The 25470-nt window shown below is 38.7% G+C and carries 22 protein-coding genes and 2 tRNA genes; 13 read left to right on the top strand and 11 right to left on the bottom strand.

All coding sequences use genetic code 11. The annotated features are described in order from the left end of the window. Window positions 1–72: 72 nt before the first annotated feature. Window positions 73–936 carry a hypothetical protein gene (locus K5Q58_RS13510; protein ID WP_220754448.1) on the bottom strand — a complete coding sequence of 288 codons (864 nt, stop codon included), beginning with the start codon at window positions 934–936 and terminating at the stop codon, window positions 73–75. 315 nt (window positions 937–1251) lie between these two features. Between K5Q58_RS13510 and K5Q58_RS13505 the strand changes: the two genes are divergently transcribed. Further along, window positions 1252–1500: a YdcH family protein gene (locus K5Q58_RS13505; RefSeq protein WP_220754447.1), complete on the top strand. Its 249-nt coding sequence runs from the start codon at window positions 1252–1254 to the stop codon at window positions 1498–1500. Window positions 1501–1677: 177 nt separating this feature from the next. Here the strand turns inward: K5Q58_RS13505 and K5Q58_RS13500 are convergent, their stop codons facing one another. The 3 genes from K5Q58_RS13500 to K5Q58_RS13490 all read right to left on the bottom strand — a co-directional run bounded on the left by K5Q58_RS13500 (window position 1678) and on the right by K5Q58_RS13490 (window position 7727). After that, the gene (locus tag K5Q58_RS13500; RefSeq protein WP_220754446.1) at window positions 1678–2976 is read right to left on the bottom strand and encodes an ectonucleotide pyrophosphatase/phosphodiesterase; all 1299 of its coding nucleotides are present in this window, start codon (window positions 2974–2976) and stop codon (window positions 1678–1680) included. Between the two features lie 344 nt (window positions 2977–3320). Next, window positions 3321–6527 carry an efflux RND transporter permease subunit gene (locus K5Q58_RS13495; protein ID WP_220754445.1) on the bottom strand — a complete coding sequence of 1069 codons (3207 nt, stop codon included), beginning with the start codon at window positions 6525–6527 and terminating at the stop codon, window positions 3321–3323. A 3-nt stretch (window positions 6528–6530) separates the two neighbouring features. Further along, complete coding sequence (locus K5Q58_RS13490) at window positions 6531–7727, bottom strand: efflux RND transporter periplasmic adaptor subunit (RefSeq protein WP_220754444.1); 1197 nt, start codon at window positions 7725–7727, stop codon at window positions 6531–6533. Window positions 7728–8186: 459 nt separating this feature from the next. On the opposite strand from K5Q58_RS13490, the gene galE reads away from it, so the two are divergent. Beyond that, complete coding sequence (galE, locus tag K5Q58_RS13485; RefSeq protein WP_220754443.1) at window positions 8187–9215, top strand: UDP-glucose 4-epimerase GalE; 1029 nt, start codon at window positions 8187–8189, stop codon at window positions 9213–9215. A 172-nt stretch (window positions 9216–9387) separates the two neighbouring features. On the opposite strand, the gene K5Q58_RS13480 is transcribed toward galE, so the two are convergent. From K5Q58_RS13480 to K5Q58_RS13470, 3 genes are all read right to left on the bottom strand, one after another. Continuing rightward, window positions 9388–9464: transfer RNA gene (locus K5Q58_RS13480), tRNA-Val, on the bottom strand. 25 nt (window positions 9465–9489) lie between these two features. Next, window positions 9490–9566: transfer RNA gene (locus K5Q58_RS13475), tRNA-Val, on the bottom strand. 207 nt (window positions 9567–9773) lie between these two features. Next, window positions 9774–11144 carry an MATE family efflux transporter gene (locus K5Q58_RS13470; RefSeq protein ID WP_220754442.1) on the bottom strand — a complete coding sequence of 457 codons (1371 nt, stop codon included), beginning with the start codon at window positions 11142–11144 and terminating at the stop codon, window positions 9774–9776. A gap of 30 nt (window positions 11145–11174) precedes the next feature. On the opposite strand from K5Q58_RS13470, the gene K5Q58_RS13465 reads away from it, so the two are divergent. After that, window positions 11175–11795 carry a riboflavin synthase subunit alpha gene (locus tag K5Q58_RS13465; protein ID WP_220754441.1) on the top strand — a complete coding sequence of 207 codons (621 nt, stop codon included), beginning with the start codon at window positions 11175–11177 and terminating at the stop codon, window positions 11793–11795. A gap of 38 nt (window positions 11796–11833) precedes the next feature. Here K5Q58_RS13465 and K5Q58_RS13460 read toward each other — a convergent pair whose 3' ends face one another. After that, window positions 11834–12034 (bottom strand): CPXCG motif-containing cysteine-rich protein, encoded by a 201-nt coding sequence (locus K5Q58_RS13460; RefSeq protein ID WP_220754440.1) that lies wholly within the window; start codon window positions 12032–12034, stop codon window positions 11834–11836. 374 nt (window positions 12035–12408) lie between these two features. Here K5Q58_RS13460 and thrS point away from each other — a divergent pair, with 374 nt between their 5' ends. The 5 genes from thrS to K5Q58_RS13435 all read left to right on the top strand — a co-directional run bounded on the left by thrS (window position 12409) and on the right by K5Q58_RS13435 (window position 16236). Then, entirely contained in the window at window positions 12409–14337 is a 1929-nt protein-coding gene (gene thrS / locus K5Q58_RS13455) for a threonine--tRNA ligase (protein WP_220754439.1), read from the top strand. Between the two features lie 3 nt (window positions 14338–14340). Continuing rightward, window positions 14341–14883 carry a translation initiation factor IF-3 gene (infC, locus tag K5Q58_RS13450; RefSeq protein ID WP_248983241.1) on the top strand — a complete coding sequence of 181 codons (543 nt, stop codon included), beginning with the start codon at window positions 14341–14343 and terminating at the stop codon, window positions 14881–14883. 88 nt (window positions 14884–14971) lie between these two features. Beyond that, window positions 14972–15166: a 50S ribosomal protein L35 gene (rpmI, locus tag K5Q58_RS13445; protein ID WP_055023949.1), complete on the top strand. Its 195-nt coding sequence runs from the start codon at window positions 14972–14974 to the stop codon at window positions 15164–15166. Between the two features lie 18 nt (window positions 15167–15184). After that, window positions 15185–15544: a 50S ribosomal protein L20 gene (gene rplT, locus K5Q58_RS13440; protein WP_012325107.1), complete on the top strand. Its 360-nt coding sequence runs from the start codon at window positions 15185–15187 to the stop codon at window positions 15542–15544. A 119-nt stretch (window positions 15545–15663) separates the two neighbouring features. Further along, window positions 15664–16236, top strand: a complete 573-nt coding sequence (locus K5Q58_RS13435) for a GNAT family N-acetyltransferase (protein ID WP_220754438.1) — start codon at window positions 15664–15666, stop codon at window positions 16234–16236. Between the two features lie 82 nt (window positions 16237–16318). On the opposite strand, the gene trxB is transcribed toward K5Q58_RS13435, so the two are convergent. Together trxB and msrA are read right to left on the bottom strand one after the other, a co-directional pair. Beyond that, on the bottom strand, window positions 16319–17269 hold the full coding sequence (gene trxB, locus K5Q58_RS13430) for a thioredoxin-disulfide reductase (RefSeq protein ID WP_220754437.1): 951 nt from the start codon (window positions 17267–17269) through the stop codon (window positions 16319–16321). 157 nt (window positions 17270–17426) lie between these two features. Continuing rightward, the gene (msrA, locus tag K5Q58_RS13425) at window positions 17427–17906 is read right to left on the bottom strand and encodes a peptide-methionine (S)-S-oxide reductase MsrA (RefSeq protein WP_220754436.1); all 480 of its coding nucleotides are present in this window, start codon (window positions 17904–17906) and stop codon (window positions 17427–17429) included. A 174-nt stretch (window positions 17907–18080) separates the two neighbouring features. Here msrA and astE point away from each other — a divergent pair, with 174 nt between their 5' ends. The 5 genes from astE (at window position 18081) to nadA (ending at window position 24199) form a co-directional block, all read left to right on the top strand. Then, a complete protein-coding gene (astE, locus tag K5Q58_RS13420) occupies window positions 18081–19112 on the top strand; it encodes a succinylglutamate desuccinylase (protein ID WP_220754435.1) in 1032 nt (343 codons plus the stop codon). A gap of 149 nt (window positions 19113–19261) precedes the next feature. Then, a complete protein-coding gene (locus K5Q58_RS13415; RefSeq protein ID WP_220754434.1) occupies window positions 19262–20440 on the top strand; it encodes a thiamine pyrophosphate-dependent dehydrogenase E1 component subunit alpha in 1179 nt (392 codons plus the stop codon). Window positions 20441–20442: 2 nt separating this feature from the next. Continuing rightward, a complete protein-coding gene (locus tag K5Q58_RS13410) occupies window positions 20443–21420 on the top strand; it encodes an alpha-ketoacid dehydrogenase subunit beta (RefSeq protein WP_220754433.1) in 978 nt (325 codons plus the stop codon). Window positions 21421–21429: 9 nt separating this feature from the next. Further along, window positions 21430–23025, top strand: coding sequence for a dihydrolipoyllysine-residue acetyltransferase (locus tag K5Q58_RS13405; RefSeq protein ID WP_220754432.1), 1596 nt, complete (start codon window positions 21430–21432; stop codon window positions 23023–23025). Between the two features lie 106 nt (window positions 23026–23131). After that, complete coding sequence (gene nadA / locus K5Q58_RS13400; RefSeq protein ID WP_220754431.1) at window positions 23132–24199, top strand: quinolinate synthase NadA; 1068 nt, start codon at window positions 23132–23134, stop codon at window positions 24197–24199. A gap of 79 nt (window positions 24200–24278) precedes the next feature. Here the strand turns inward: nadA and gap are convergent, their stop codons facing one another. After that, window positions 24279–25289, bottom strand: coding sequence for a type I glyceraldehyde-3-phosphate dehydrogenase (gene gap, locus K5Q58_RS13395; protein ID WP_102527304.1), 1011 nt, complete (start codon window positions 25287–25289; stop codon window positions 24279–24281). Window positions 25290–25470 lie beyond the last annotated feature (181 nt).

Below are 25470 nucleotides of genomic sequence, written 5' to 3'. Positions count from 1 at the left end.
ATGATAAATAAGGCTTTGGTGTTGATAGGTAGCTTTATTTATTAACCTACTTAAAGAATTAAATAGAAACGGTTAGTTATAGCCAAGTAAATGCTGCTGACACAAGGCTAATTTTAATCGTATTGGATCTAAATACGCCGAAGCTTCATTATCCGATAGGTACCAAAAGCCTCTCGATGTTTCAGGAGATTGATTAAAAAACAGTTGCTCGATAACAAGTAACTTTTGCTGAGACAAATATTTTAACCAAATTGATAGTGGTAGCTGACTTAATAAACCTAAGTTTAGTATCCCTGATTTCGTTTTGTGATTTTGCTCAGACAAATGCATAATTTGTGTAAAGGGATCTTCATCGCCATTATTTATTGAAGTCAGTAATTTTAATTGTTCTTGGCTTTCTACTGGACTTGGTTTATAAGTTTCAGTCTCTTCTAAAAGAAGTAACTCGGGCCAATTTGCTTGGTTAAAGTTGCCTTTAATTTTTATGTCTTTAGCATTCAAGTGATACTCAATTGCTATTCTGCGTTCGCCTAGCCAATTATGAACGACACAAGGTAAATGTTCTGACTCTGATAGCGCACTGCCTCTATTTAAGCTTGGCAGCAAAGACATTCTTGACAGAGACAGTTCGATACCTAATTGGCTGAATAATACAAAGCACACTAGGCCTGACGAAGGCCAGCATTGGAGCTTTGTTTCAAGCTCTTTTGCGACACGCGATAATTGTTTAGTTAACCATTGGCTGTGTTCACCTGTAACAACAAAATCTTCAGTTGATCCCGCATAAGGTCCATTACACACATTAATTATTTGGTTACCAGTAGCCACAGTACCATTGAAGATAATGGTATAACCGTGATTAGCCGCTGCCCAGTCGCCATTTGCGTTCCCTATAATGGTAACTTTATTGAAAGGAGATTGTTCGATAGGCAACATATTAAGACCAATTGGAGTATTAGCTAAAAGAGATAAGTTAACTATTTTACAGTGATTCTTTGGTGTATATGCAAGTTTTATAAAAATCGACCTGATTTTTCTTTATGATTTAGACATATGTTTGATTTGAAACGTCGCTACGAACTCTCTGCAAGTTATCTATTTCAATTGCGCGCTTCTAACTGGCTTGTGAAGTAAAAAAGTGCTTGAATTTTAATTTGGTTGATCTACATTTTATATAAGCTTTCGATTGCTACTTAAACAGATTTGTTTTTATTCGTGTATTACTGATTAATCAACAAAAAAGAGGCTTTTATGTTAGGTGAAAATCACTCTCTTAGAAATGAATTCCCAGATCACTTAGATACAATTACATCCCTGAATAACAGCGATGCAGAGTTTGCAGAAGTGTTAAAACAATATGATAAGTTAGATCAACAAATTCGCGAACTAGAATTGAAAGATTCTCCAATATCCGATGAATCAATACATGATTTGAAGCAACACCGTGTTGATATGAAAGACAAGCTATACCATAAGATTATGGCTTCGGAAAATTCGTAATCCTTATCAAATAGCTACCTTAGATTGTGACAAAAAAAGCCAGAAGACAATATGTTCTTCTGGCTTTTTTAACACCAAACTTAGCAAAAAAAGTGAAGAATTTTCCTTTCTTTTGGTAGGCAAGCTTTAGAATGATTAGTTATTAAATTGCTAATAATAAGCTAATCATATCTATAATTAAGATGACTTGTCAGTGAGTTGTGGACTTAGCAGAGGACTCAGTACTGTTAAGTCGCCGTCAATTTTTTCAGTTATGGTTAAGCCTAAAATTTCAGCAATTAGTGGGTAAAGGTGAATGTTTTCAGCTTTTTCTACCATGACGTTGTTTTTAAATGCTGGCCCTTGAGCATATAACACAGTGTTCATATCTGTTATAACTCTCGGGTCATAGCCATGTTTACCAATTACCCCAGGTTTTGCATCACTACTCGTTATATAGTGATTATTACTGATGATAATGGCATCACCAATAGATGGGTTATTAGTAAAGTGCAAATGTGTAGGAATATCTTTTTGTAAGTAAAACTCGAGGCCATCAACTTTATCAACTAATAGCTTGAGTGCTAATAAATCGGCTGTTTTGTTTTTACCTGTTGCGGTAACTAAGGAAAATGCAGCATCGTTATTGAAAGTGAATTTTTCAATGAGCTGTTCATTATCCGCAATAAGTTTATCGGTATAGATTCGATCAAATTCATCAACTTTAGCCATGCCATGATCTGACGTGATAATGACATTGACATTAAATGGTAGGGCATCTAAACCCGTTAGCAGGTCCCCAATCATTTTATCTATATATTGAACAGCATCGTAAGTTTGCTGTGCTTCAGGACCGTGGTGATGGCCAGCACTATCTACATCAGAAAAATACAAAGTAACAAATTGTGGTCGCTCATCTACAGGTAAATTAAACCAATCAATAACCTGCTGTACTCGCTCTTCGTTTGGTGTTCTACCATCATATTTTAACCAGTAGTTTGGTCTAAAACCGGCTATTTCTGCTTCTGAGCCCGGCCAAAAGTAGGTGGCTGATTTCAAACCTTGTTGGCGTGCTAAAGACCATAACGGTGTACCTTGATAAAACTGTCCGTCTGTAACTGCATCATGAATATTCATAGCATACTCACGTTCTAGCACTGGGTTATAAAAGCGATTAGAAATAATCCCGTGATTTGCTGGATAAAGACCAGTCACTAAAGTTAAATGATTGGGAAATGTGACTGTAGGAAAAGAAGGGATGAAGGACTTTACTGTCGCAGCTTTATCTGCAAATTGATTGATGTTCTTTGGCGAATGTAACTCATTGTAATTGTGATGATAACCATCGATAGATACCAGTAATACATATTGCTGGATTGGTTGAACATCATCTTTTTGAGTTTGAGTTGGTGGCTTGCTCCCTGCAAAAATGGATAAAGAAAAAAGGAGTCCACTTGTAGCTAATAGTAATCTTGTGAGCTTGTTATTTCTGAACACGATGGTTCCCTTTGCATTAGTGTTTAAGGTAATGGGTAAAAATAATTGATAAATACAAGTAACTAATAAAAGCTAAAAAATAAGAAATTCGATTATGTAGTCTGATTCGTTAACTTGTTTAGATAGCAGCTGAATATTTATTAGTTTGCCATAATAGCCTTTGTTTATGACATTCTTAGGATAACCTAATCAAATAGCCGAATAAGTAAACTTCTTAAGTACTGTTTACAGTAACAGCATCAAGGCATTCAATATATTCAGACAATAAAAAAGCGAAACTTTCGTTTCGCTTTTGTGTTATCAATTACTTTGAAACTAACTGTATAAACTGATTTGAAATTAGCTTAGTTCATACTATGTGGCGTTTGTGTAGTTATGCCTGCCTGTAACTCTTCCTTAGTTTCTGGGTCATACATTCTCCAAATACTACGGACTATTTTGCGCATATCTTCAATTGCAATATATAAGCAAGGGATTAGGCATAAAGTTACGACAGTGGCAAACAGAACACCAAACGCTAATGATACAGCCATTGGTATAACCATCTGCGCTTGCATACTGGTTTCAGTCATAATTGGCATTAAACCAATAAATGTGGTTAACGAAGTTAACATGATAGCTCTGAATCGACGGCAACCTGCATTAATAACAGCTTCGTTTAACGGTACACCACGCTTACGGGAGTTATTGACATAATCCACCATAACTAAAGAGTCATTAACCACCACACCAGCTGCTGCAATTATACCGAACACAGATAGGGCACTTAAATCGATGCCTAAAATAATATGACCTAGCATTGAGCCAATTACACCAAACGGAATAACCGACATGATCATAAATGGTTGGATGTATGATTTAAGCGGTATAGCTAGCAGGCTGTATATGACCAACATTGAAATGATAAAGTCTCGTAGTTGTGTGTCTGCGCTGTCTAACTGCTCTTGAATATTACCTGAAACTTCACTTTTTACTCGTGGATACTTAGTCAATAACTCTGGCATAAAGTTATCACGAATATCTTTAGCAAGTTTGAAAGGCTCTGCTTGCTCGGCATCAACAGATGCCCATACATTAATAGTACGGTTACCGTTTTCACGGCGGATGCTGTTCACACCTTGAACCACTTCGATATTAGCAACCTCAGATAAAGGTAATTCAGCGCCTTGCGGAGTCTTGATTAAGACCTCTTGTACAAGTGCAATTGAATTACGCTGCTCCTCTGGGTATCGAAGCATGACTTTTATCTCTTCACCATTACGGATTATGCGTTGAGCTTCAAGCCCGTAAAAGCTATTACCTACCTGAGAAGCTATATTGGCAAGGGTTAACCCTAAACTATGAGCTAAAGGTTTTAAATTAAATTGCACTTCTTTAGCCGATGATTGACGGCTATCATTGACATCGCTAACGCCTTTAAGGGTATTTAACTTCTCTTTTAAGGCTTGTGACGCTGCAATTAACTGTGCATCATCATTTCCTTCTAATCTAAAGCTAATGTCACCATCATCACGACCACCACCAAATAAACTGTCCTGGACTTCAAAAGACTTAACCCCTGGAATTTTTGGCATAGCTTGACGCCACATTTCTGCAACTTCAAAGGTGTTAATTGGTCTTAATTCAGGATCAACCAGTTTAGTTCTCACTTCAGCGCGAGTTCGACCTTGAAGCTCAACCTGAAGTTCAGCAATCATTCCTTGACCGTATTTATCTTCTAACTGCGCCTCAACATCTTTTAATGCCTTTTCAATAGCATGAGCGGCATCAAGTGTAGCTGTTTCTGCAGCATCAACATTCATTTCAAGACTGATACGTGGGAAATCATGTGGAATTTTAGGCTGGCCGATAAAACGAACCAATCCACTGATGTATAAAGCTGCACAAATAACGATAAGCATGATGAAAGTAGAAATCACGGCGTAGCGATATTTAACGGCAAGGGTCAGGCTTGGTTTGTAAATATTGCCAATAAACCAAGTTAGATTTTTTTCAATTTTTCCTTGAATAAAATTAACCCCATTACGTAGCCAATCTAATGGATTCTTAGAACCAGGTTGGACAACCTTTGGTTTATTCATATGGGCTAAATGAGAAGGCAAAATCAATTTTGATTCTACTAATGAAAATAGCAGACATAAAATAACCACAAACCCAATAGCTTGACCAAATGCCGAAGAAGGACCGTCATCTAAGGTGATTGGTAAAAATGCGGCTATAGTGGTCAAAACACCAAACGTCGCAGGCATGGCAACTCGTTTAACGCCACGAATAACACTATCAATATTTTGACCATTTTCTTGGCATTCTGTATGGGCGCTTTCCCCCATAACAATTGCATCATCAACGACAATACCTAGTACCAAAATAAACGCAAATAAGCTGATGACGTTAATTGTCACATCAATAAATGCCATAGGCATAAAGAGTAGGGTACCGAGGAAACAAACAGGAAGCCCCATCATTACCCAAAACGCTAACCTCACGCGCAAAAATAATGCGAGCATGAAAAATACTAATACAGCACCGGTTTTCATACTATCTAGCATGAGGTCTAAACGGCCTTCAAGGTAATAGGTCATATCAACCCAAGGCTCTAACGTTACCCCTTCTGGGAGTAGTGCTTGCTTCTTGGCAATATACTCTTTCATGGTGTCAGCAACGTCGGTGATACTTTGGTTTTTGGCCGCACCAACAAAAAATGTTACTGCATTTTGGCCGTTGAATTTTGAGTATTGAATGCCTTCTTCAAAGCCATCATTAACAGTTGCAACATCACCTAATAGTAAATTTGTCCCGTCGTCTAACGTAAGTAACGGTAAATCTTCAAACTCATAGCCAACGTAAGCTTGGTTTTCAACCCGCAAATTAATGTAACCATTCTCTGCTTTAATTTGGCCTGCTGACATATTGCGTGAGTAGCCGCGGACAGCTTCTGCAACATCATTAAAGTTAAGTCCGAATTCTCTTAATCTATCTTTACTGACTTCAACGCTAATTTCGTAATTTAATCCGCCATAAAAATCGGCGATATTAACATTGGGAAGTTGCATGATTTCTTTATGAATTTTTTCACCAAGATCTTTCAGTTGTCGTTGAGATAAATCACCGTACAAACTCAAATACATCACTTCTTGACGAATTTTAATGCGCTCGACCTTTGGAAACTCCATTCCAGCAGGAAACGTCGAAACAGAACCAATTTCAGATTTAACTTCATCAAGTACGACTTGAGGGTCGTATGAATCTTCAATACGGAAATAACCATTTGCCTGATTTCGATTTGAATAAGTAATTACCCGCTGTAAACCTTGAACCGTTTCTAAAGCTTGTTCAATTTTTACCGTAATACCTTCTTCGACTTCCTGTGGAGCGGCGCCAGGATAGACGGCACTGAATTCAATCCAGTTAATTTCTACTGCGGGGAAGAATTGCTTACGTATGGTGTTAGCTGTGAGTAAACCACCTAGTAAAATGATGATCATTAATAGATTTGCGGCAACACTGTTGCGCGCAAACCATGCAATTAAGCCTTTATTAGTATCTTCCATGAATTATTCCTTGTCTTCCATGGCTATAGCTGTGTCAGAATCTACACCTACTTTAGGCTCTTTTTGCAATATTTTGTCCTCTGGTAAAGCAACGCTCATGCCTTCAACGGGGTAGTCCAGTGCTGAAGTAATGATATTCATACCATTTTCTAAACCGCTTGAAATAATCACATTGCTGCCATCTTGTCTGATGATATTAACGGGTAAATAACGTAGCTTTTTTTCTTCATCCATTGTGGCAACTAAACCATTAACAATAAGGTGACGAGGTACGACTGCTACTTGACCTGCATGGGTCCCACCAATATGTGCGGTTACGTAAGTGCCATAACGTAATTCTTTGTGATCTTTTTTAAGTCCATAGGGATCATCGATTTCAGCCACAAGGTAAGTCATACGGCTTTTACTGTCGATAACACCTTCGCTACGCACTATGGTGCCAATCCATTCTTGTTTTTCACCTGCGAAGTTACCTACTAAGGTTACTTTTGCATTGGCACCTTTGCGATCTAAATATTGCATTTCCTTGTCAGCTAGTGGTAACCGTACTTCAGCTTTATCAGTGTTATATACCAAACCAATTGGCGACCCGTTACTGACGTATGCGCCTAGACCAATATTACGGCTACCAATTAATGCATCATAAGGCGCCTTGATGATGGCTCGTTCAAGATTACGTTGCGCTCGTAGTAATCCGGCTTCAGCACTTTTAAGTTTGGCAATCTCTTGTGCAAGTTGTGGTTTGCGTAGACTTAAGTCACTTGGTTTACTGTCGGTTATTTCAGCCCATTCTCGCTCAGCAACTTGTGCATTAGCTTTTTCTTGGACTAACGTTGCCTTAGCGGAAGCCAAATTTGCTTGTGCATCTAACAGAGCAGATTCGTAATCACTTGGGTCTATCCTTGCTAGTATGTCTCCTTTTTTAATGAAGCCACCTTTGACAAATGCATCTGAAAGGTAGGTGATTTCACCGCTGACTTGTGCTACTAGCTCAGTGTGGTATTTAGCGTTGACGACACCGTAGGAACTGACAGTAAACTTCATGGGTTTGTAGTTAATGGTTTCAACTGAAACTAAAGGGGTATTATCTACAGGCGGTTTTTCTTCTGGTGGCTTTTGCATTGAAACCAAAAGACCAGTAACAAGTACGCCAACACCTATGATGCCTATAGGTAGAATAATTTGCTTTGCAGTAGCCACGACACTTCCTCTTGTTGAAGCTAATCACAGGCTTTGCCTATGATAAATTAGTTAATATTATTATACGGCCATGTTACAGAGTTTGTTAAACCCTTACTGTTTCAATGTGTAATTTAATGTGTCTGATTTGTAAAGTTTGTAAGCTAGTTGAAAATAATTAATAAAACAGTAGCTTAACTTTGCTTTATGTGTGCTTTCTGTAAGTATTACTCCCTAATAAAGAAGTTATGCTTTTATATATGCAGCGCAAAATGACATAAGTTTGTTATTTTATTGTGCCAAAGTTTTAATCTGTGAGTTTCTGAATCGGTGATAGTTTTTTAAAGATAAAGCAGTTAAAACTAGTTTTTTATTAGGTTAAAGGTATGCATTAGAACCATCAGAAAGTATTATTGTAATAACTCCATAGGCTTAGATAATTTACAGCACTCAAGTTGTGTTTGTTAACAGGGAAAAAAGATGAATGTTTTAGTGACAGGTGGGGCTGGGTATATTGGTTCTCATACCGTTTTATCGTTATTAAAAAATAACAGTGACGTCGTTGTTTTTGATAATTTATTTAACTCAAACATTGAATCTATTAAAAGAGTAGAAGCCTTAACGGGTAAATCAGTTGTGTTTGTCGAAGGCGACATTCGAAATAAACAACAGCTATCTTCAGTTTTTAAAGCGCATAATATTGATACCGTTATTCATTTCGCTGCTCTCAAGGCAGTAGGAGAGTCAGCACAAATTCCTTTAGAGTACTACCAGAACAATGTTCACGGTTCAGTATGCTTACTGGAAGTAATGGCCGAGTATCAAGTCAATGACTTTATATTCAGTTCATCAGCCACTGTTTATGGTGAAGAGAATGATGTGCCGTATGTTGAATCTATGAAATTAGGTACGCCATCTAGCCCTTATGGCGCAACAAAAGTCATGGTTGAAAGGATCATGGCTGATACTGCAGCATCTAATCCATCATTTAGAGGTGTGTCACTGCGTTATTTCAACCCTATTGGTGCTCACGAAAGTGGCCGAATTGGTGAATCCCCTAAAGGCATCCCAAATAACTTATTGCCTTATGTCGCCCAAGTCATGGTGGGTAAACGTGAAAAACTGAGTATTTTCGGTTCAGATTACCCAACTAAAGATGGTACCTGTGAGCGTGATTACTTACATGTTATGGATTTAGCTGAGGGGCATGTTGCTGCAATGAATTGGTTAAACGCCAACAACCAATTTACTGGCGTTGAAGCGTTTAATTTAGGTACGGGGAATGGCGTATCTGTGTTTGAAATCGTTAATGCATTCGAGCAAGCCGTAGATAAGAAAATCCCATATGAGGTCAGTCCGCGTAGAGCAGGCGACTTACCCGCATTTTGGGCTAATGCTCAAAAAGCCAATAAAGAGCTTAACTGGCAGGCGAGTCGGACGCTAGAACAAATGATGGAAGACACATGGCGTTGGCAGTCAACTAACCCTAATGGTTATGAAGAAAAGTAATTGAGCATTAATTCAGTAAAGTAAAAGCGATTCTAAGATAAGTTTCGCTTTTTTGTTTTAAGACTTACAGCTACTATTTAAAATACACTTGGAGTACTTATATAGTGAGCTGCTTGTTGAAATTTAGACACAAAAAAAACCAGCTTCAGCTGGTTTATTGTTAAGAATGATTTGGTACAACTGAGTGGATTCGAACCACCGACCCCTACCATGTCAAGGTAGTGCTCTAACCAACTGAGCTACAGTTGTATATTTTAATCATTCTCAAAGGAGATGGTACAACTGAGTGGATTCGAACCACCGACCCCCACCATGTCAAGGTGGTGCTCTAACCAGCTGAGCTACAGTTGTATCGTTTTAAGAAAACATATCATGTAATCTTTGGAACGAGCGATATATTACGGTATACGGTGATTGATGCAAGTAAAAATAACAAAAAATCGATTGAGTGGTGATTTGCTGTTCAGTTTGAAGTTAATTACAGCATATAAGCTTAATTATTCGTAGCTTATATGCCGTAGTAAGTAACTCTAGACTGAACAAGGGGCAAAATAAAACTTAGCTGTTATCCGAAATAACCGCTTTTAATTTCCCTGATGTTTGTATGTAGCGCAACCTTAAAGCAAATAATATTGCAGCACTTGTTAAACCAGCAATCAAGCCTACCCAAAAACCATGCGCTCCCATTGCTGGCACAATTAGGTCAGTACGGGCAAGGGTATAGCCTAGGGTCATGCCTATTGCCCAGTAAGAGACTAGGGTAATGTAAAAAGCACTTTGGGTATCTTTATAGCCACGTAATGCACCAGCTGCAACGACTTGAATAGAATCAGATAGCTGATATAAAGCTGCTAAGAACATCAAGCTCCCCGCTAATGCGACTACTTCAGGGTTATTGTTATAAAGCAATGCGATCTGAGTTTTAAATAGTACCGTAATGATGGCGGTTACTACAGCAAGAGAAAATGCGATAAACAAACCAATTTTAGTGACTAAATTACTGACTTCTAATTTGTCTTGCCCTAAGTAATATCCCACACGTATTGAAACTGCGATACCAATTGATAAAGGTAGCATGAATACGATTGATGAAAAGTTAAGTGCAATTTGATGTCCCGCGACCACATTTGCCCCAAGAGGCGCTAACAAAAGTGCAATGACGGCAAATAAGCTAACTTCAAAGAATAAAGCTAGCGCAATCGGCATACCATGCTTGATCATTTCCCAAATGGTTTTCAAATTAGGTCTATTTAACCTACTGAAAGGGGCAATTTCTTTAAACTTTTGGTGAAACTGCATATAAATCATCATAGCCATCAACATTGCCCAAAATACTAAAGCAGTTGCTATACCACAACCAGCACCGCCCATCGCTGGTACACCAAAGTGACCATATATAAAGATATAATTGGCAGGGATATTGACAGCTAAACCAACGAAACCAATAATCATCGTTGGCATCGTATAAGAAATTCCTTCCGAGCAACCACGTAATATTTGATATAAAATAAATGCAGGAACGCCCCACATAAAGCCATGTAAATAGCCCGCGCTTAAGTCTGCTAATTCTGGATCAAGTTCCATCATTGCAAATATTGTTTTAGCAAATGAGAGGAAAAGCAAAACACCAACACTGCCAATTATGGCAATATAAAAAGCTTGAGACATTAATGGTTGGATAGCCTTGGGATTATTCGCACCATGGTGGTGGGCAAATACTGGTGTAAATGCGAGAATAAGCCCTTGAACAAATAGTAAAGCTGGTAACCATAAACTGGTGCCAATGGCAACTGCAGCCATATCTACAGCACTGACACGGCCAGCCATGACGGTATCAATAAACCCCATCATGGTCTGAGTAACTTGTGCTATTAATACTGGCAGCGCCAGTTGAATTAATTTTTTGGCTTGAAAGCCTGTGTGATTCATTAGAAAACCTTTTAACTAACGAGTGAAAATATGTTTACTGGTATCGTGCAAGCCACATGTGAAGTGGTTTCGATTAAAGAGCAAAGCGGTTTAAAAACATTTGAAGTCAAAATTCCAGAAGAGCTGCAACAAGGTTTAGAAACCGGTGCAAGTGTTGCAAATAATGGCGTATGTTTAACTGTCACTAAACTTGCGAATAATAGTGTTTATTTCGACGTAATGGAAGAGACGTTAGAGGTCACAAATTTAAATTTTGTTGAGCTAGGTAACAAAGTCAATATAGAACGCTCATTAACTTTTGGAAAAGAAATTGGTGGCCACATTTTATCAGGCCACGTTCACGCTATGGCGACAGTAGTTGAAGTGAGTGAAACAGATAGCCATTATAATTTAACACTGAGTATTCCAACCAAATGGATGGATTATATTTTTTATAAAGGTTTTGTCGGTGTCAATGGCTGCAGCTTAACTGTTGGTGAAATTAATGATGACAGATTTATGCTTCACCTTATTCCAGAGACACTTAAACTAACCAACTTAAGTGACAGCAAAGTTGGTGATAAAATCAATATAGAAATTGATAGTCAAACTCAAGTTATTGTTGATACTGTTGAACGTGTTCTAGCAAAAAAAATGCTCAACAATAACTAATCTAATTCAAAAATTACCTTTGTTCATGAAACGAGCAGTTAATACAGCTGCTCGTTATCTGAGTCTATAAACAATTGAATAGTTCTATTAGAGTCATTGACTTGTAATCTCATGTGGATTGAATTGCAACAAATTCGGCAATCATCATAATATTCTTGATCGCCCAAGCTTGTATCAATGTGCACATGCTGATTATGTCCGCAATGGGGACAACTAATAACGCGGCTAACTAAATTCATATATAACTCCTTATAAATAGTTTAATCACAGCCTTAATCCATTATTTTGTTACGGGTCTTTTTAATCACATTAGTGATTATAGTTGAGTCTTGTCGGTGTCAAAGAACATCTGTATTTGATATTTAAGCTCAATCAAACTGCCTTTTAACTGTTTTATGGTTATCAATGGCTTAAATAAACCAATTATGTGCAGTTAAATCTGATTTAGATATGTACATCTCTTGCTTGCAAAAGGCCTTTTCACATACAATGCGAGTTCATGCCACTATCAGCTCAGACTCCTGTAATGTCTGTAGTTCGGTGGCATTTCTTTTATTTATTATTTATTACCAAGTGGCCCTACGTGTGGGTCACCACTGGATAAGGAAATTAAATGCCAATTATTACATTGCCTGATGGCAGCAAACGTGAGTTTGCAGATTCTGTTTCTACTTTAGATGTCGCTGCAGACATCGGTCCTGGTTTAGCGAAAGCGTGTATCGCTGGTCGCGTAAATGGCGAGCTTGTTGACGCTTGTGACTTAATCACCACTGATTCAGAACTTTCTATCATTACGGCTAAAGATGAAGAGGGTGTTGAAATCCTTCGCCATTCTTGTGCACATTTATTAGGCCATGCGATTAAGCAAATGTGGCCAGAAACAAAAATGGCTATTGGTCCTGTTATCGATAATGGTTTTTACTATGACATCGATTTAGATCATAAATTGACTCAAGAAGATATCGATGCTCTTGAGAAGCGCATGAGTGCGCTTGCAAAAACCAATTATAACGTTGTTAAGAACGTCGTTTCTTGGCAAGAAGCCCGTGATACTTTTGAAGCACGCGGTGAAGAATACAAAATCGCAATCTTAGATGAAAACATCAGTAAAGATTCGACTCCGGCTTTATATCATCATGAAGAATATGTTGATATGTGTCGTGGCCCACACGTTCCAAACATGAAGTTCTGTCAGCACTTTAAATTAATGAGTGTTGCTGGTGCATATTGGCGTGGTAATTCGGACAACAAAATGCTGCAACGTGTATACGGCACAGCATGGGCTGATAAAAAAGCATTAAAAGTACATTTAAACCGTCTTGAAGAAGCGGCTAAACGTGATCATCGTAAAATTGGTAAGCAATTAGACCTTTACCATATGCAAGAAGAAGCACCTGGAATGGTATTCTGGCATAACGACGGTTGGAGTTTGTATTTAGAGCTTGAAAAGTTTATTCGTCAAAAGTTAGGTCAATACACCTACCAAGAAGTGAAAGGTCCATTAATGATGGATCGTAACTTATGGGAACGTTCAGGTCACTGGGATAAGTATTCTGATGCGATGTTCACTACTAACAGTGAAAACCGCGAATATGCCATTAAGCCGATGAACTGTCCTGGACACGTCCAAATCTTTAATCAAGGTTTAAAATCATACCGTGATTTGCCATTGAAAATGGCTGAGTTCGGTTGTTGTCATCGTAATGAGCCATCAGGCTCACTACATGGGCTAATGCGCGTACGTGGCTTTACTCAAGATGATGCACATGTATTTTGTACCGATGGACAGGTGCAAGAGCAAGTAAGTGAATGTATCCAAATGGTATATGATACTTACGGTACTTTTGGTTTCGACAACATCGTCGTAAAATTATCAACACGTCCTGAAAAACGTATTGGTGATGACGACATGTGGGATAGAGCAGAAGAAGCACTGAAGCAAGCACTTGTTGCTAATGATATCGAATTCGAGATTTTACCGGGAGAAGGCGCTTTCTACGGTCCAAAAATTGAATTTACACTTCATGACTGTTTAGACCGTGCATGGCAATGTGGTACTGTGCAATTAGATTACGCATTACCATCTCGTCTTGGCGCAACTTACGTTGCTGAAGACAACACGCGTCAAACACCAGTTATGATCCATAGAGCGATTTTAGGGTCTCTTGAACGTTTCTTAGGTATTCTTATTGAAGAATATGCAGGTAAATTCCCAACATGGCTTGCACCACAGCAAGTAATTGTTATGAATATTACTGATAAACAGTCTGATTATGTTGACGAAATTGTTAAAACTTTCAAAGAAAGTGGCATTCGTGCATCTAAAGACTTGAGGAATGAGAAAATAGGCTTTAAAATACGTGAACATACGTTAAAGCGTGTACCTTATTTATTGGTCGTAGGCGATCAAGAAATGGAAAATAAGGAAGTTGCGGTAAGAACACGTGACGGTATCGATTTAGGCAAGATGAAAATCAATGATTTCGCTGCCAAGATACAAGAACAAATTTCTAGCCGTAGTCTATTATTGTTGGAGGAATAGGTCATAAAGATCAAGAGAGCAGCAGGGCGACAGCCAGCCCCTAATCGTATTAACGATGAAATCACTGGCGTACCAGAAGTTCGTTTATCGGATATCAATGGTGAGGCAGTTGGAATCGTTAGTATTTCACAGGCACAGGAATTAGCTGATGAAGCAGGTGTAGACCTGGTTGAAATCAGTCCTAATGCTGAGCCACCTGTCTGTCGCATAATGGACTACGGTAAGTTCCTTTTTGATAAGGCTAAAGCCCAAAAGGAACAAAAAAAGAAGCAGAAACAGGTCCAGCTGAAGGAAATAAAATTCCGTCCTGGCACTGATGAAAACGACTATCAGGTAAAACTACGCAACCTGATTCGTTTTCTTGAAGATGGGGACAAAGCGAAAATTACGCTGCGTTTCCGTGGTCGCGAAATGGCACACCAAAGCCTAGGTATGGATCTTTTGAACCGTATCAAAGCAGATTTGGAAACATATGCTGTTGTTGAATCTTTCCCGAAAATGGAAGGTCGACAAGCAGTTATGGTCCTCGCACCTAAAAAGAAATAGTAGGGCAACCCACTAAAAAGTAGCAAAGTCCTTTTGAGGATTTTGCTCGCCTTACGTTTTATTAATGTCCCAATGCGGAGTTTTAGCAATGCCTAAAATGAAAACAGATAAGGGTGTTCAAAAGCGCTTCAGAAAAACCGCTAATGGTTTCAAGCGTAAACAAGCACACTTACGTCATATTTTGACAAAGAAGAGCACTAAGCGTAAACGTCACTTACGTGCTAAATGTTTAGTTGCAAAGTCTGATGTGCCAGCAATCGCACGTCAACTACCATACGCTTAATTAAAGGAGATATGAACAATGCCTAGAGTTAAGCGTGGTGTAACCGCTCGTGCTCGTCACAAGAAAGTACTTAAATTAGCCAAAGGTTATTACGGAGCTCGCTCTCGTACTTACCGCGTTGCTGTTCAAGCAGTAACTAAAGCTGGTCAATATGCTTACCGTGACCGTCGTCAAAAGAAACGTCAATTCCGTCAACTTTGGATTGCACGTATCAATGCGGCTTCTCGTCAAAATGGTCTTTCTTATAGTCGTTTCATTAACGGCCTTAAAAAAGCATCTATCGAAATCGATCGTAAGATTTTGGCTGACATCGCTGTATTCGACAAAGTTGTATTTACAACTTTAGTTGAAAAAGCAAAAGAAGCTTTAGCTAAGTAATTAGTTAAAATGCTTTAAAAAAGGAGCCTTAGGGTTCCTTTTTTTATGCCTATCATTTATTTTTAAGTATGCCGTACTGTGTCACATTATAAAAACGTCATTATTAACGGAATAATTTTATGACTGTAATCTCAACTTCCCGCCTTAATATCTCACTCATGTCACTTAATGATGCTGATTTGCTTTTTGAATTAGATCAGGACCCAGCCGTTATGAAATATATCAATGGCGGTAGAAAAACATCACGCCAAGAAATTGAACAAGTATTTATTCCACGACTTGCAAGTTACTTAAATCCTGAAAAGTGTTGGGGCTTGTGGAAAGTGTTTAATAAAGAGGATAATTTTATGGGTTGGATTTTAATAAGACCAATGGACTTCTTTACTGATAAACCACAGTTTAAAAATTTAGAGATAGGTTGGCGTTTTAAGCAAACTGCATGGGGGAAGGGCTTTGCTACAGAAAGTGCAAAAGCAGTTATTGAGCATATTGTTAAGCAACACCCTGACGTTATTAGATTTTCAGCGATTGCTGATGAACTTAACTCTGCATCAATTAGTATTATGAAAAAACTTGGTATGCAATATATAGAAACAATTTTACACCCAGATGTAGAAGGGGATGTCGATGTGGTTCTATATTCAAAGTACTTAAATCTTACAAATAACGCAGGCAATAAAAAAGCCAGCTAATGCCGGCTTTAATCTTATTTAGTTTAATTATGTTCGGCTAAATGAAACTATTCATGCCTCTAATATTAAACTTAGAATAATCTTACTGTGCATCTAAAAATCGTTCAGCATCTAGTGCGGCCATACAGCCTGAACCTGCTGAAGTGATTGCTTGACGATAATGTTGATCCATTACGTCACCACAAGCATAAATTCCTTCAACACTTGTTTGCGTTGCATTACCTTGTAGACCGCTGTTAACAGTAATATAGCCGTAATTCATATCAAGCTGACCATCAAAAATACCCGTATTCGGACTATGACCGATGGCAATGAATACACCTGCAACTTCTAAAGACGAAATTGCCCCGTCTTTAGTGCTCTTCATATTCAAGCCAGTAACCCCCATATTATCACCTGTCACTTCATCAAGAGTTTGATCTAAGTGAAGGATAATATTTCCGTTTGCTACTTTGTCCATTAGTCGATTAATTAAAATTTTCTCTGAGCGGAATGTATCACGGCGGTGAATTAAGTGAACTTCTGATGCAATGTTACTTAAGTAAAGTGCTTCTTCAACTGCGGTGTTACCGCCGCCAACTACGGCAACTTTTTGGTTACGGTAGAAGAAACCATCACAAGTTGCACAAGCTGAAACACCACGCCCCATGAATGCTTCTTCAGAAGGTAAGCCTAAATATTTGGCTGATGCGCCAGTTGCAATAATCAATGCATCACAAGTAAATTCGCCATTATCGCCTTTCAATTTATAAGGACGTTCGCTGAAATCAACTTCATTGATATGATCGAAAATGATTTCAGTATCGAATTTTTCTGCGTGTTGCTGCATTCTTTCCATTAACGCAGGGCCAGTTAAGCCTTCAGCATCACCAGGCCAGTTTTCAACTTCAGTCGTCGTGGTTAATTGACCACCTTGTTGCATACCGGTAATCATAACTGGCTTTAAATTAGCACGAGCAGCATAAACTGCGGCAGTATAACCAGCAGGACCTGAACCTAAGATAAGTAGGTTAATATGACGAGTTTGACTCATTATTGTATTTCTCCGTATTCATGCCTTTAGCAATTTGCATGGATTGTAGGGAATTTAAAGGATGGGGTAAAGCGCAGAAGAGTCTAAGATATAGATTGTATTAATCGATTCTGTAAATAAAAGGCACCTTTAAAAGTGCCTTAACTGTGTTCATATTTTAGTAGCTTATGTGACAGCTAGGTAAGTCGTTCTTTTCTAGATAGTTTTGGTGGTATTCTTCTGCTTGATGAAATTGTTGTAACGGCACAATTTCAGTTACAATTTGGCGCACTCCCCATTTACCACTCTCTGTGAGTTGCTGTTTTGAAAATTGTGCAAGTTGTTGTTGATTTTCATCATGAAAAAATATGGCACTTCTATACTGATGACCAACATCATCACCTTGTTTGTTCAAGGTAGTAGGGTTGTGGTTTTGCCAAAAAACAGCTAGCAAGGTTTCATAAGAAACAACCTTTTCGTCAAACTCTATTTGAACGACTTCAGCATGACCTGTTTGACCTGCTTTAACTTCTTGGTAGGTTTGAAACTGATCTTTACCACCCATATAACCACATTTTGCATCAAGAACGCCTTCTACCTGTTTAAAAAAGTATTCAACACCCCAAAAACAGCCTGCACCAAATGTCGCTAATGTCATAATATATCCATAAAGAAGTCTAGATGGCTAAAATTATATTAAATCTGAAACAGAATGCAAGTAAAGATTTACACTATGGTAATTGTCTCTTAACGTTAGCTTCCCTCAGTTGTGTTAGAATCAACACTTGTTATTGAAACCAAATCAGTTTTAACCGTCTTTCAAGGAGTCTTCGTGTTTCAACAATTAATGGATGAAAAAGATTTTCTAGCTTTTACTTTAGCTAACATCGATAAGCACATACCCCAGCACAGTTTCACCTTATCTAATCAAACAACAGTAAAAATAATAGATAACGGTGTCATTAGTTTTACACCGTATGCTGGTTCTACCAAAGATATCGTATTGTCGTGTGCGGTTCATGGAAATGAGACTGCGCCGATTGAAATTTGTAATGAACTTATTCAAGCATTGCTAGAAGAAAAAATACAAACTGTGCATCGCGTTTTGTTTTTAATCGGTAACCCTGAATCAATTTTAACGGAGACACGATTTGTAGAAGAAAATATGAATCGTCTATTTAGCGGCGCTCATTCAATGGGTGAGGGCTTATGTAACAAAGAAAGAATACGAGCTAAAAATCTAGAGGATTATGTACGTGACTTTTTCGTAGACAATAAAACCTCTCAACGTATTCATTACGATTTACATACTGCGATAAAGCCATCTAAACACGAGAAATTCGCAATTTACCCTTTTAGACCAGGTAGAAGTTTCAGTCAGCAACAAATTATGTTTTTAGCAGGCTGCGATGTGGATACTATTTTGTTCCATCATGAGCCTACAACAACATTTAGCTATTATTCTTCAGAGCAGTTCCAAGCTGACGCATTTACCGTTGAATTGGGTAAGGTAATGCCTTTCGGTCAAAACGATATGAAGAAGTTCGCTAACACTCGTAAAATGATGAATCAATTGATAACTCAACATAATATTGAGTTAGAAGCATTCGATAGTAACAAAGTTAATTTGTATAAAGTTTCTCGTTCAGTCAATAAACACTTCGATGATTTTAGTTTCTCTTTTCCTAAATCGACTGTGAACTTTACTGGTTTCGAACAAGGGCAGACTTTAGCTACAGAAGGTGGCCAAGAAATTGTGATTGAATACCCGTATGAAGCTATCGTTTTTCCAAATGAAAATGTACCTGTAGGACAGCGCACGGTATTATGTTTGATACCAGCGCCTAACGAAGATATTCAGTAATATGTAAAGCTAGATATACATAATTAGTGAAAGGTTATTCACCAGATAGAATGAACATTAGTTGATCGCAAGTTTACGTTAACGTAATGTTCGTTCGCATATAATAATTAAGCTTTATTTTATAAGGCCTCACATAATAAGAGCACAATATGAGCAACGCACCACTGAATAATGAAACAGTGCATCGTGTCAGCTTCTTAGACAAAGCTTCCTTGCACATTCCTATTTTAAAAATTCTGCAAGCAGATGGCACCACTTACGAAAATGCTGTTATGCCAGTCATTGATAAAGCATTAGCAGAGAAAATTCATGATACTTGTGTTTTTACACGCGTATTAGACGAGCGCATGCTCAGTGCTCAAAGACAAGGCCGTATCAGTTTCTACATGACTTGTACTGGTGAAGAAGCATCTATTATAGGTAGCACTGCAGCATTAGATGATGGAGACGTTATCTTAGCTCAGTACCGTGAACATGCTTCTTTACGTTACCGTGGATTCACTACTGAACAATTTATGAATCAAATGTTCAGTAATGAAAAAGATTTAGGTAAAGGCCGTCAAATGCCAATTCATTACGGTAGTAATGAACTCAATTACCAAACAATTTCATCACCACTTGCCACTCAAATCCCGCAAGCAACAGGTGTTGCACATGCATTTAAGTTACAAGGAAAACGTAACGTAGCCATTTGTTATTTTGGTGAGGGCGCTGCTTCAGAAGGTGACTTCCACGCGGGTCTAAATATGGCTGCAGTACTTAAATCACCGACCATCTTCTTTTGTCGAAATAATGGATATGCCATCTCTACACCAACAGAAGAACAATTTGCAGGTAATGGCATTGCTAGTCGTGGCGTAGGTTACGGTATGCATACAATACGTGTGGACGGAAATGACATGTTGGCTGTACTTGCAGCGACGCAGCAAGCTCGTGCTCACGCTCTTGAGCATAACGCACCTGTGTTGATAGAAGCGATGACTTATCGTTTAGGTGCACACTCATCATCTGATGACCCATCTGGTTACCGCTCTAAAGAAGAAGAGGCGAAGTGGGAGCAACATGACCCAGTTAAGCGCTTTAAACTTTGGATGATTAATAAAGATTGGCTAAACGAAGCAGATGATGCTGCACGTTATGAGAAATACCGTGAAGAAGTACTTAGCGCCGTTAAGGTAGCAGAAAAAGTACCTTTACCGCACATAGATGGTTTGATTACAGACGTATTGGATAAGCCTACACCTGTCTTAGAAAAGCAGCTTGCAGAGCTAAAACAACATATTAAAAAATATCCGAAGTCTTATCCTAAAAGCGCAGGGAGAATATAATTGTGGCTGAAATGAATATGTTACACGCCATCAATGATGCACTAGCCATTGCAATGACTGCTGATGAAAGAATGGTAGTTTTTGGTGAAGATGTGGGTCATTTTGGCGGCGTTTTCCGCGCAACTTCAGGCTTACAGGAAAAGTTCGGCCGTGAACGTTGTTTTAATACGCCACTCACCGAACAAGGTATTGCAGGTTTTGCTAACGGACTTGCTTCCAATGGCATGACAGCCGTTGCTGAAATTCAATTTGCAGATTATATCTTTCCAGCATTTGACCAAATAGTGAATGAAACCGCAAAGTTCAGATACCGCAGTGGCAATCAGTTCAATGTTGGTGGTTTAACATTCAGAACCCCATATGGCGGTGGTATAGCAGGTGGTCATTACCACTCGCAATCGCCAGAAGCTTACTTTACACAAACACCTGGTTTAAAGGTGGTTATTCCTCGTAACCCAGAGCAAGCTAAAGGGTTATTATTAGCTTCGATCCGCGATCCTAATCCGGTTATTTTCTTTGAACCTAAACGCCTATACCGCGCATCTGTAGGTGAAGTTCCTGCAGGTGACTTTGAAATTGAAATTGGTAAAGCAGAAGTAGTTAAGGCAGGTAATAATATAACATTACTTGGATGGGGCGCTCAGATGGAGATACTTGAAAAAGCAGCTAAGATGGCTGAAAAAGATGGTATTTCATGTGAAATTGTCGATTTAAGAACCCTTGCTCCTTGGGATATTGATACTGTAGCTACGTCAGTCAAGAAAACAGGCCGTTTATTGATTAACCATGAAGCGCCTTTAACGGGTGGTTTTGCAGGTGAAATAGCAGCGACAATACAAGAAGAGTGCTTCTTACATTTAGAATCTCCAATTAGTCGTGTTTGTGGTTTAGATACACCTTATCCGCTCATTCTTGAAAAAGAATATATGCCTGATGAACTTAAAACCTATGAAGCGATTAAAGCTTCAGTCAATTTCTAGGAGCAAGATATGATTAAAGATTTTATTTTGCCTGACATTGGCGAAGGCGTAGTGGAATGTGAACTTGTTGATTGGATGGTAAAAGAAGGCGATGTTGTCGTTGAAGACCAGCCAATTGCTGACGTAATGACAGATAAAGCATTAGTACAAATTCCTGCACCTCACGCAGGTGTTATCACTAAACTTTATTATGCCAAAGGTGAAATTGCGCAAGTCCACGCTCCTTTGTACGCGGTAGAACTAGATGCAACATCAGCTATTACAACGGAAACTGAATCAGTTGCAGACCCAGCTCAAGTAGTCAGTCAACCAACTACAAACGCTAATTCTAATGCTAATGCTATCGAAGAGTTTTTATTACCTGATATTGGTGAAGGTATTGTCGAGTGTGAATTAGTTGAATGGTTAGTCGCAGAAGGCGAGATGGTTGTTGAAGACCAACCTATTGCAGATGTGATGACTGATAAGGCGCTTGTTCAAATACCTGCGATTAAAAACGGTAAAATTGTTAAACTACATTACCGTAAAGGTCAGCTTGCAAAAGTACATGAACCGTTATTCGCTATTGAAGTGGAATCAACTGCGCATGCGACTGAAGTAACTCAATTGGTTAATGAAGCAAATACTGAAACAACAACGTCTGTCTCGGCTGAACCAGTGGCACAAGGTAAAGCTTTAGCCAGTCCCGCTGTACGCCGTTTAGCACGTAGTTTAGATATCAATATTGCCAACGTGCCTGGCACAGGTAAGAGCGGCCGAGTCTATAAAGAAGATGTTGAAAACTTTGCCAATGGTAAAACTGCAACTAAGCCAGTAGCATCTCAATTACAGTCCAATGTGAATACACAAACGTTAAGTACTGCTGTAGCATCGAATACTTCAAGCAATATGTTGACTGCATCTGATAGAGTTGAGCCAATAAAAGGCGTTAAAGCTGTTATGGCTAAAATGATGGTTGAGTCAGTTTCGACAATCCCACATTTTACTTATTGTGAAGAATTTGATTTAACTGAGTTAGTGGCATTACGTGCTGAAATGAAACAACGCTACTCATCTGATGAAGTTAAATTGACTATGATGCCTTTCTTTATGAAAGCGATGTCCTTAGCCATTAATGAATTCCCTGTATTAAATAGCCAGGTGAATAGCGATTGTACTGAACTCACCTATAAAGCTAGCCATAATATTGGCATGGCTGTGGACTCAAAAGTGGGTTTATTAGTACCTAACGTCAAAGATGTACAAAATAAATCGATTTTAGAAGTAGCCGCTGAAATTACCCGTCTCACGACTGCAGCAAGAAGCGGTCGCGTCAGTCCTGCTGATTTAAAAGGTGGATCAATTTCAATTTCAAATATTGGTGCTTTAGGTGGAACAGTCGCGACGCCTATTATCAACAAACCGGAAGTTGCTATTGTCGCTTTAGGTAAATTACAAACCTTACCGCGCTTTAATGCTAACGGTGAAGTGGAAGCACGCAAAATAATGCAAGTTAGTTGGTCTGGTGACCACCGCGTTATAGATGGCGGAACTATTGCTCGTTTTTGTAATTTATGGAAACAGTATTTAGAACAGCCACAAGAAATGTTATTAGCAATGCGCTAAATCAATCTTGCTAATGTTTTAAGAATATAAAGGACGCTAATGCGTCCTTTAATTTTGTTAAGCGTTTTTGTATAATCGCCGGACGTTGTAACTTCTCGGAACCATAATGATCACTTCGGCACCGAATATCGAATCTATCGAATATCCTTTTCCTGCAAAACCTGCTTTATTGTCAGATGCTGAAAAAGCGGCTTCAAAAGCAAGAATTAAACAGCTGTTAATCGACCAAGATGCTGTTTTAGTTGCACACTATTACACAGATCCTGAAATCCAAGCACTAGCTGAAGAAACAGGTGGTTGTGTTTCCGACTCATTAGAAATGGCGCGATTTGGCCGTGATCATCCAGCAAAGAAATTAATTGTTGCTGGGGTTAAGTTTATGGGCGAAACATCTAAGATTTTAAGCCCTGAAAAAACGGTATTGATGCCAACTTTAGAAGCAACATGTTCATTAGACATTGGCTGCCCTATCGACAAGTTTTCAGATTTCTGCGACGCCCATCCAGATCATACAGTGGTGGTTTATGCCAATACCTCTGCAGCTGTGAAAGCCCGTGCTGATTGGGTAGTGACGTCTAGTATTGCGCTAGAGATTGTTGAACATCTAGATAGCGAAGGCAAAAAAATTATTTGGGGCCCAGATCGTCATCTAGGTAGTTACATTGCTAAAGAAACTGGCGCGGATATGTTGATGTGGCAGGGCGATTGTATTGTTCATGATGAGTTTAAAGCAAAAGCTTTAAGAGAGCTTAAAATTCAGCATCCAGAAGCTGCTATTTTAGTTCACCCGGAGTCGCCAGCTAATGTTGTTGCTTTAGCTGATGCTGTGGGATCAACTAGTCAGTTAATTAAAGCTGCGCAAACAATGAGTAATCAAGAGTTCATTGTCGCAACCGATCGTGGTATTTTTTATAAGATGCAGCAAGCCGCACCAGGTAAAACACTAATTGAAGCACCAACGGGTGGTAACGGCGCAACTTGTAAAAGCTGTGCCCATTGTCCTTGGATGGCAATGAATGGTTTACAAGCTATTGAAGCTTCACTTACTGCAACAGATAAAACAGACCATGAAGTGTTTGTTGATGATGAATTGCGTGATGATGCGCTAGTACCATTAAACAGAATGCTTAATTTTGCCAAAACTTTAAATATGAAAGTGAAGGGTAACGCGTAATTTTATAGCAAAATTTAAAAACAAAAAGCCCTGCAAGTGCAGGGCTTTTTAGTGTTTCAACTTTTTCAATTAAAACAAATTATTTGGCTGTCATTAATGCAACAGTATTATCTAACATGCGGTTGCTGAAACCCCATTCGTTGTCATACCAAGCCATAACTTTAACAAGTCGTCCATTAACGCGTGTTTGAGTTGCGTCAAAGTTAGAAGAAAATGCATTATGGTTGAAATCGATAGAAACTAAAGGCTCAACGTTAATGGCAAGCGCTTCATTCAGCGGTGAAGTTTTTGCTGCATCAGCCACAATTTGGTTTATTTCTTCAACCGTTGTGTCACGAGACGCTTGGAAAGTTAAATCAACCAGTGAAACGTTTACTGTTGGTACACGAACAGCTAAACCGTCAAACTTACCTTGAAGTTCAGGAACCACTAAACCTACTGCTGCAGCAGCACCGGTTTGTGTTGGGATCATTGACATAGCTGCTGCACGAGCACGACGTAAATCAGTGTGGTAAACGTCTGATAGACGTTGATCATTGGTATAAGCATGAATGGTTGTCATTAAACCAGATTCAATACCAACTGAGTCATTTAGCGGTTTTGCAAAAGGCGCTAAACAGTTGGTAGTACATGATGCATTTGAAATCACTGTCATGTCACTGGTTAACACTTCATTGTTTACGCCATATACTACGGTAGCATCAACATTTTTACCTGGAGCAGAAATAATAACTTTCTTAGCGCCTGCTGTTAAATGTGGTTGTACTGCTTCTTTAGAAGTAAAGATACCTGTGCATTCATAAACAACATCGACGTTTAATTCTGCCCAAGGTAATTTAGAAGGATCTCTTTCTTGGAAAGTCAGGATTTTATCGCCATTAACGTAGATAGCTTCATCATCATGATCAACTTTAGCGTTGAAACGACCATGTACTGAATCATATTTGGTAAGGTGAGCATTGATTGAAGCATCACCCAAATCGTTTAGAGCAACGATTTCAATTGGGTAATCCTTTTCGCTTTCATAAAGCGCACGTAAAACATTTCTACCGATACGGCCATAGCCGTTAATTGCTACACGGATAGTCATTGCATATCCCTCAAGTGATTATAAATCTGTTACGTAAATCATATGGTAGTAAAATTACCAAATTAACGATTTTCGTCAAGTAAAAAAGCCTAAAAACGGCAATAAAAGCTAAAATATCTGTATTTAATTTACAAAATCCGACATCTCGCACTTTTAAACGTCTTTTTTGAAAGTGCAATAC

The organism is Shewanella sp. KT0246, from assembly GCF_019654955.1.
Taxonomy (GTDB): domain Bacteria; phylum Pseudomonadota; class Gammaproteobacteria; order Enterobacterales; family Shewanellaceae; genus Shewanella; species Shewanella goraebulensis.
The sequence above is the reverse complement of the archived record's forward strand: the minus strand, read 5'-3'. Positions and strand labels throughout refer to the sequence as shown.

Excerpts from the sequence above, each read along its gene's own strand:
- K5Q58_RS13510 (WP_220754448.1), bottom strand. The coding sequence starts at position 936 with ATGTTGCCTATCGAACAATCTCCTTTCAATAAAGTTACCATTATAGGG.
- gap (WP_102527304.1), bottom strand. The coding sequence starts at position 25,289 with ATGACTATCCGTGTAGCAATTAACGGCTATGGCCGTATCGGTAGAAAT.
- nadA (WP_220754431.1), top strand. The coding sequence starts at position 23,132 with ATGATCACTTCGGCACCGAATATCGAATCTATCGAATATCCTTTTCCT.
- K5Q58_RS13415 (WP_220754434.1), top strand. The coding sequence starts at position 19,262 with ATGAGCAACGCACCACTGAATAATGAAACAGTGCATCGTGTCAGCTTC.
- thrS (WP_220754439.1), top strand. The coding sequence starts at position 12,409 with ATGCCAATTATTACATTGCCTGATGGCAGCAAACGTGAGTTTGCAGAT.
- K5Q58_RS13460 (WP_220754440.1), bottom strand. The coding sequence starts at position 12,034 with ATGAATTTAGTTAGCCGCGTTATTAGTTGTCCCCATTGCGGACATAAT.
- galE (WP_220754443.1), top strand. The coding sequence starts at position 8,187 with ATGAATGTTTTAGTGACAGGTGGGGCTGGGTATATTGGTTCTCATACC.
- K5Q58_RS13465 (WP_220754441.1), top strand. The coding sequence starts at position 11,175 with ATGTTTACTGGTATCGTGCAAGCCACATGTGAAGTGGTTTCGATTAAA.
- K5Q58_RS13470 (WP_220754442.1), bottom strand. The coding sequence starts at position 11,144 with ATGAATCACACAGGCTTTCAAGCCAAAAAATTAATTCAACTGGCGCTG.
- rplT (WP_012325107.1), top strand. The coding sequence starts at position 15,185 with ATGCCTAGAGTTAAGCGTGGTGTAACCGCTCGTGCTCGTCACAAGAAA.
- msrA (WP_220754436.1), bottom strand. The coding sequence starts at position 17,906 with ATGACATTAGCGACATTTGGTGCAGGCTGTTTTTGGGGTGTTGAATAC.
- rpmI (WP_055023949.1), top strand. The coding sequence starts at position 14,972 with ATGCCTAAAATGAAAACAGATAAGGGTGTTCAAAAGCGCTTCAGAAAA.
- K5Q58_RS13505 (WP_220754447.1), top strand. The coding sequence starts at position 1,252 with ATGTTAGGTGAAAATCACTCTCTTAGAAATGAATTCCCAGATCACTTA.
- K5Q58_RS13405 (WP_220754432.1), top strand. The coding sequence starts at position 21,430 with ATGATTAAAGATTTTATTTTGCCTGACATTGGCGAAGGCGTAGTGGAA.
- trxB (WP_220754437.1), bottom strand. The coding sequence starts at position 17,269 with ATGAGTCAAACTCGTCATATTAACCTACTTATCTTAGGTTCAGGTCCT.
- K5Q58_RS13495 (WP_220754445.1), bottom strand. The coding sequence starts at position 6,527 with ATGGAAGATACTAATAAAGGCTTAATTGCATGGTTTGCGCGCAACAGT.
- K5Q58_RS13435 (WP_220754438.1), top strand. The coding sequence starts at position 15,664 with ATGACTGTAATCTCAACTTCCCGCCTTAATATCTCACTCATGTCACTT.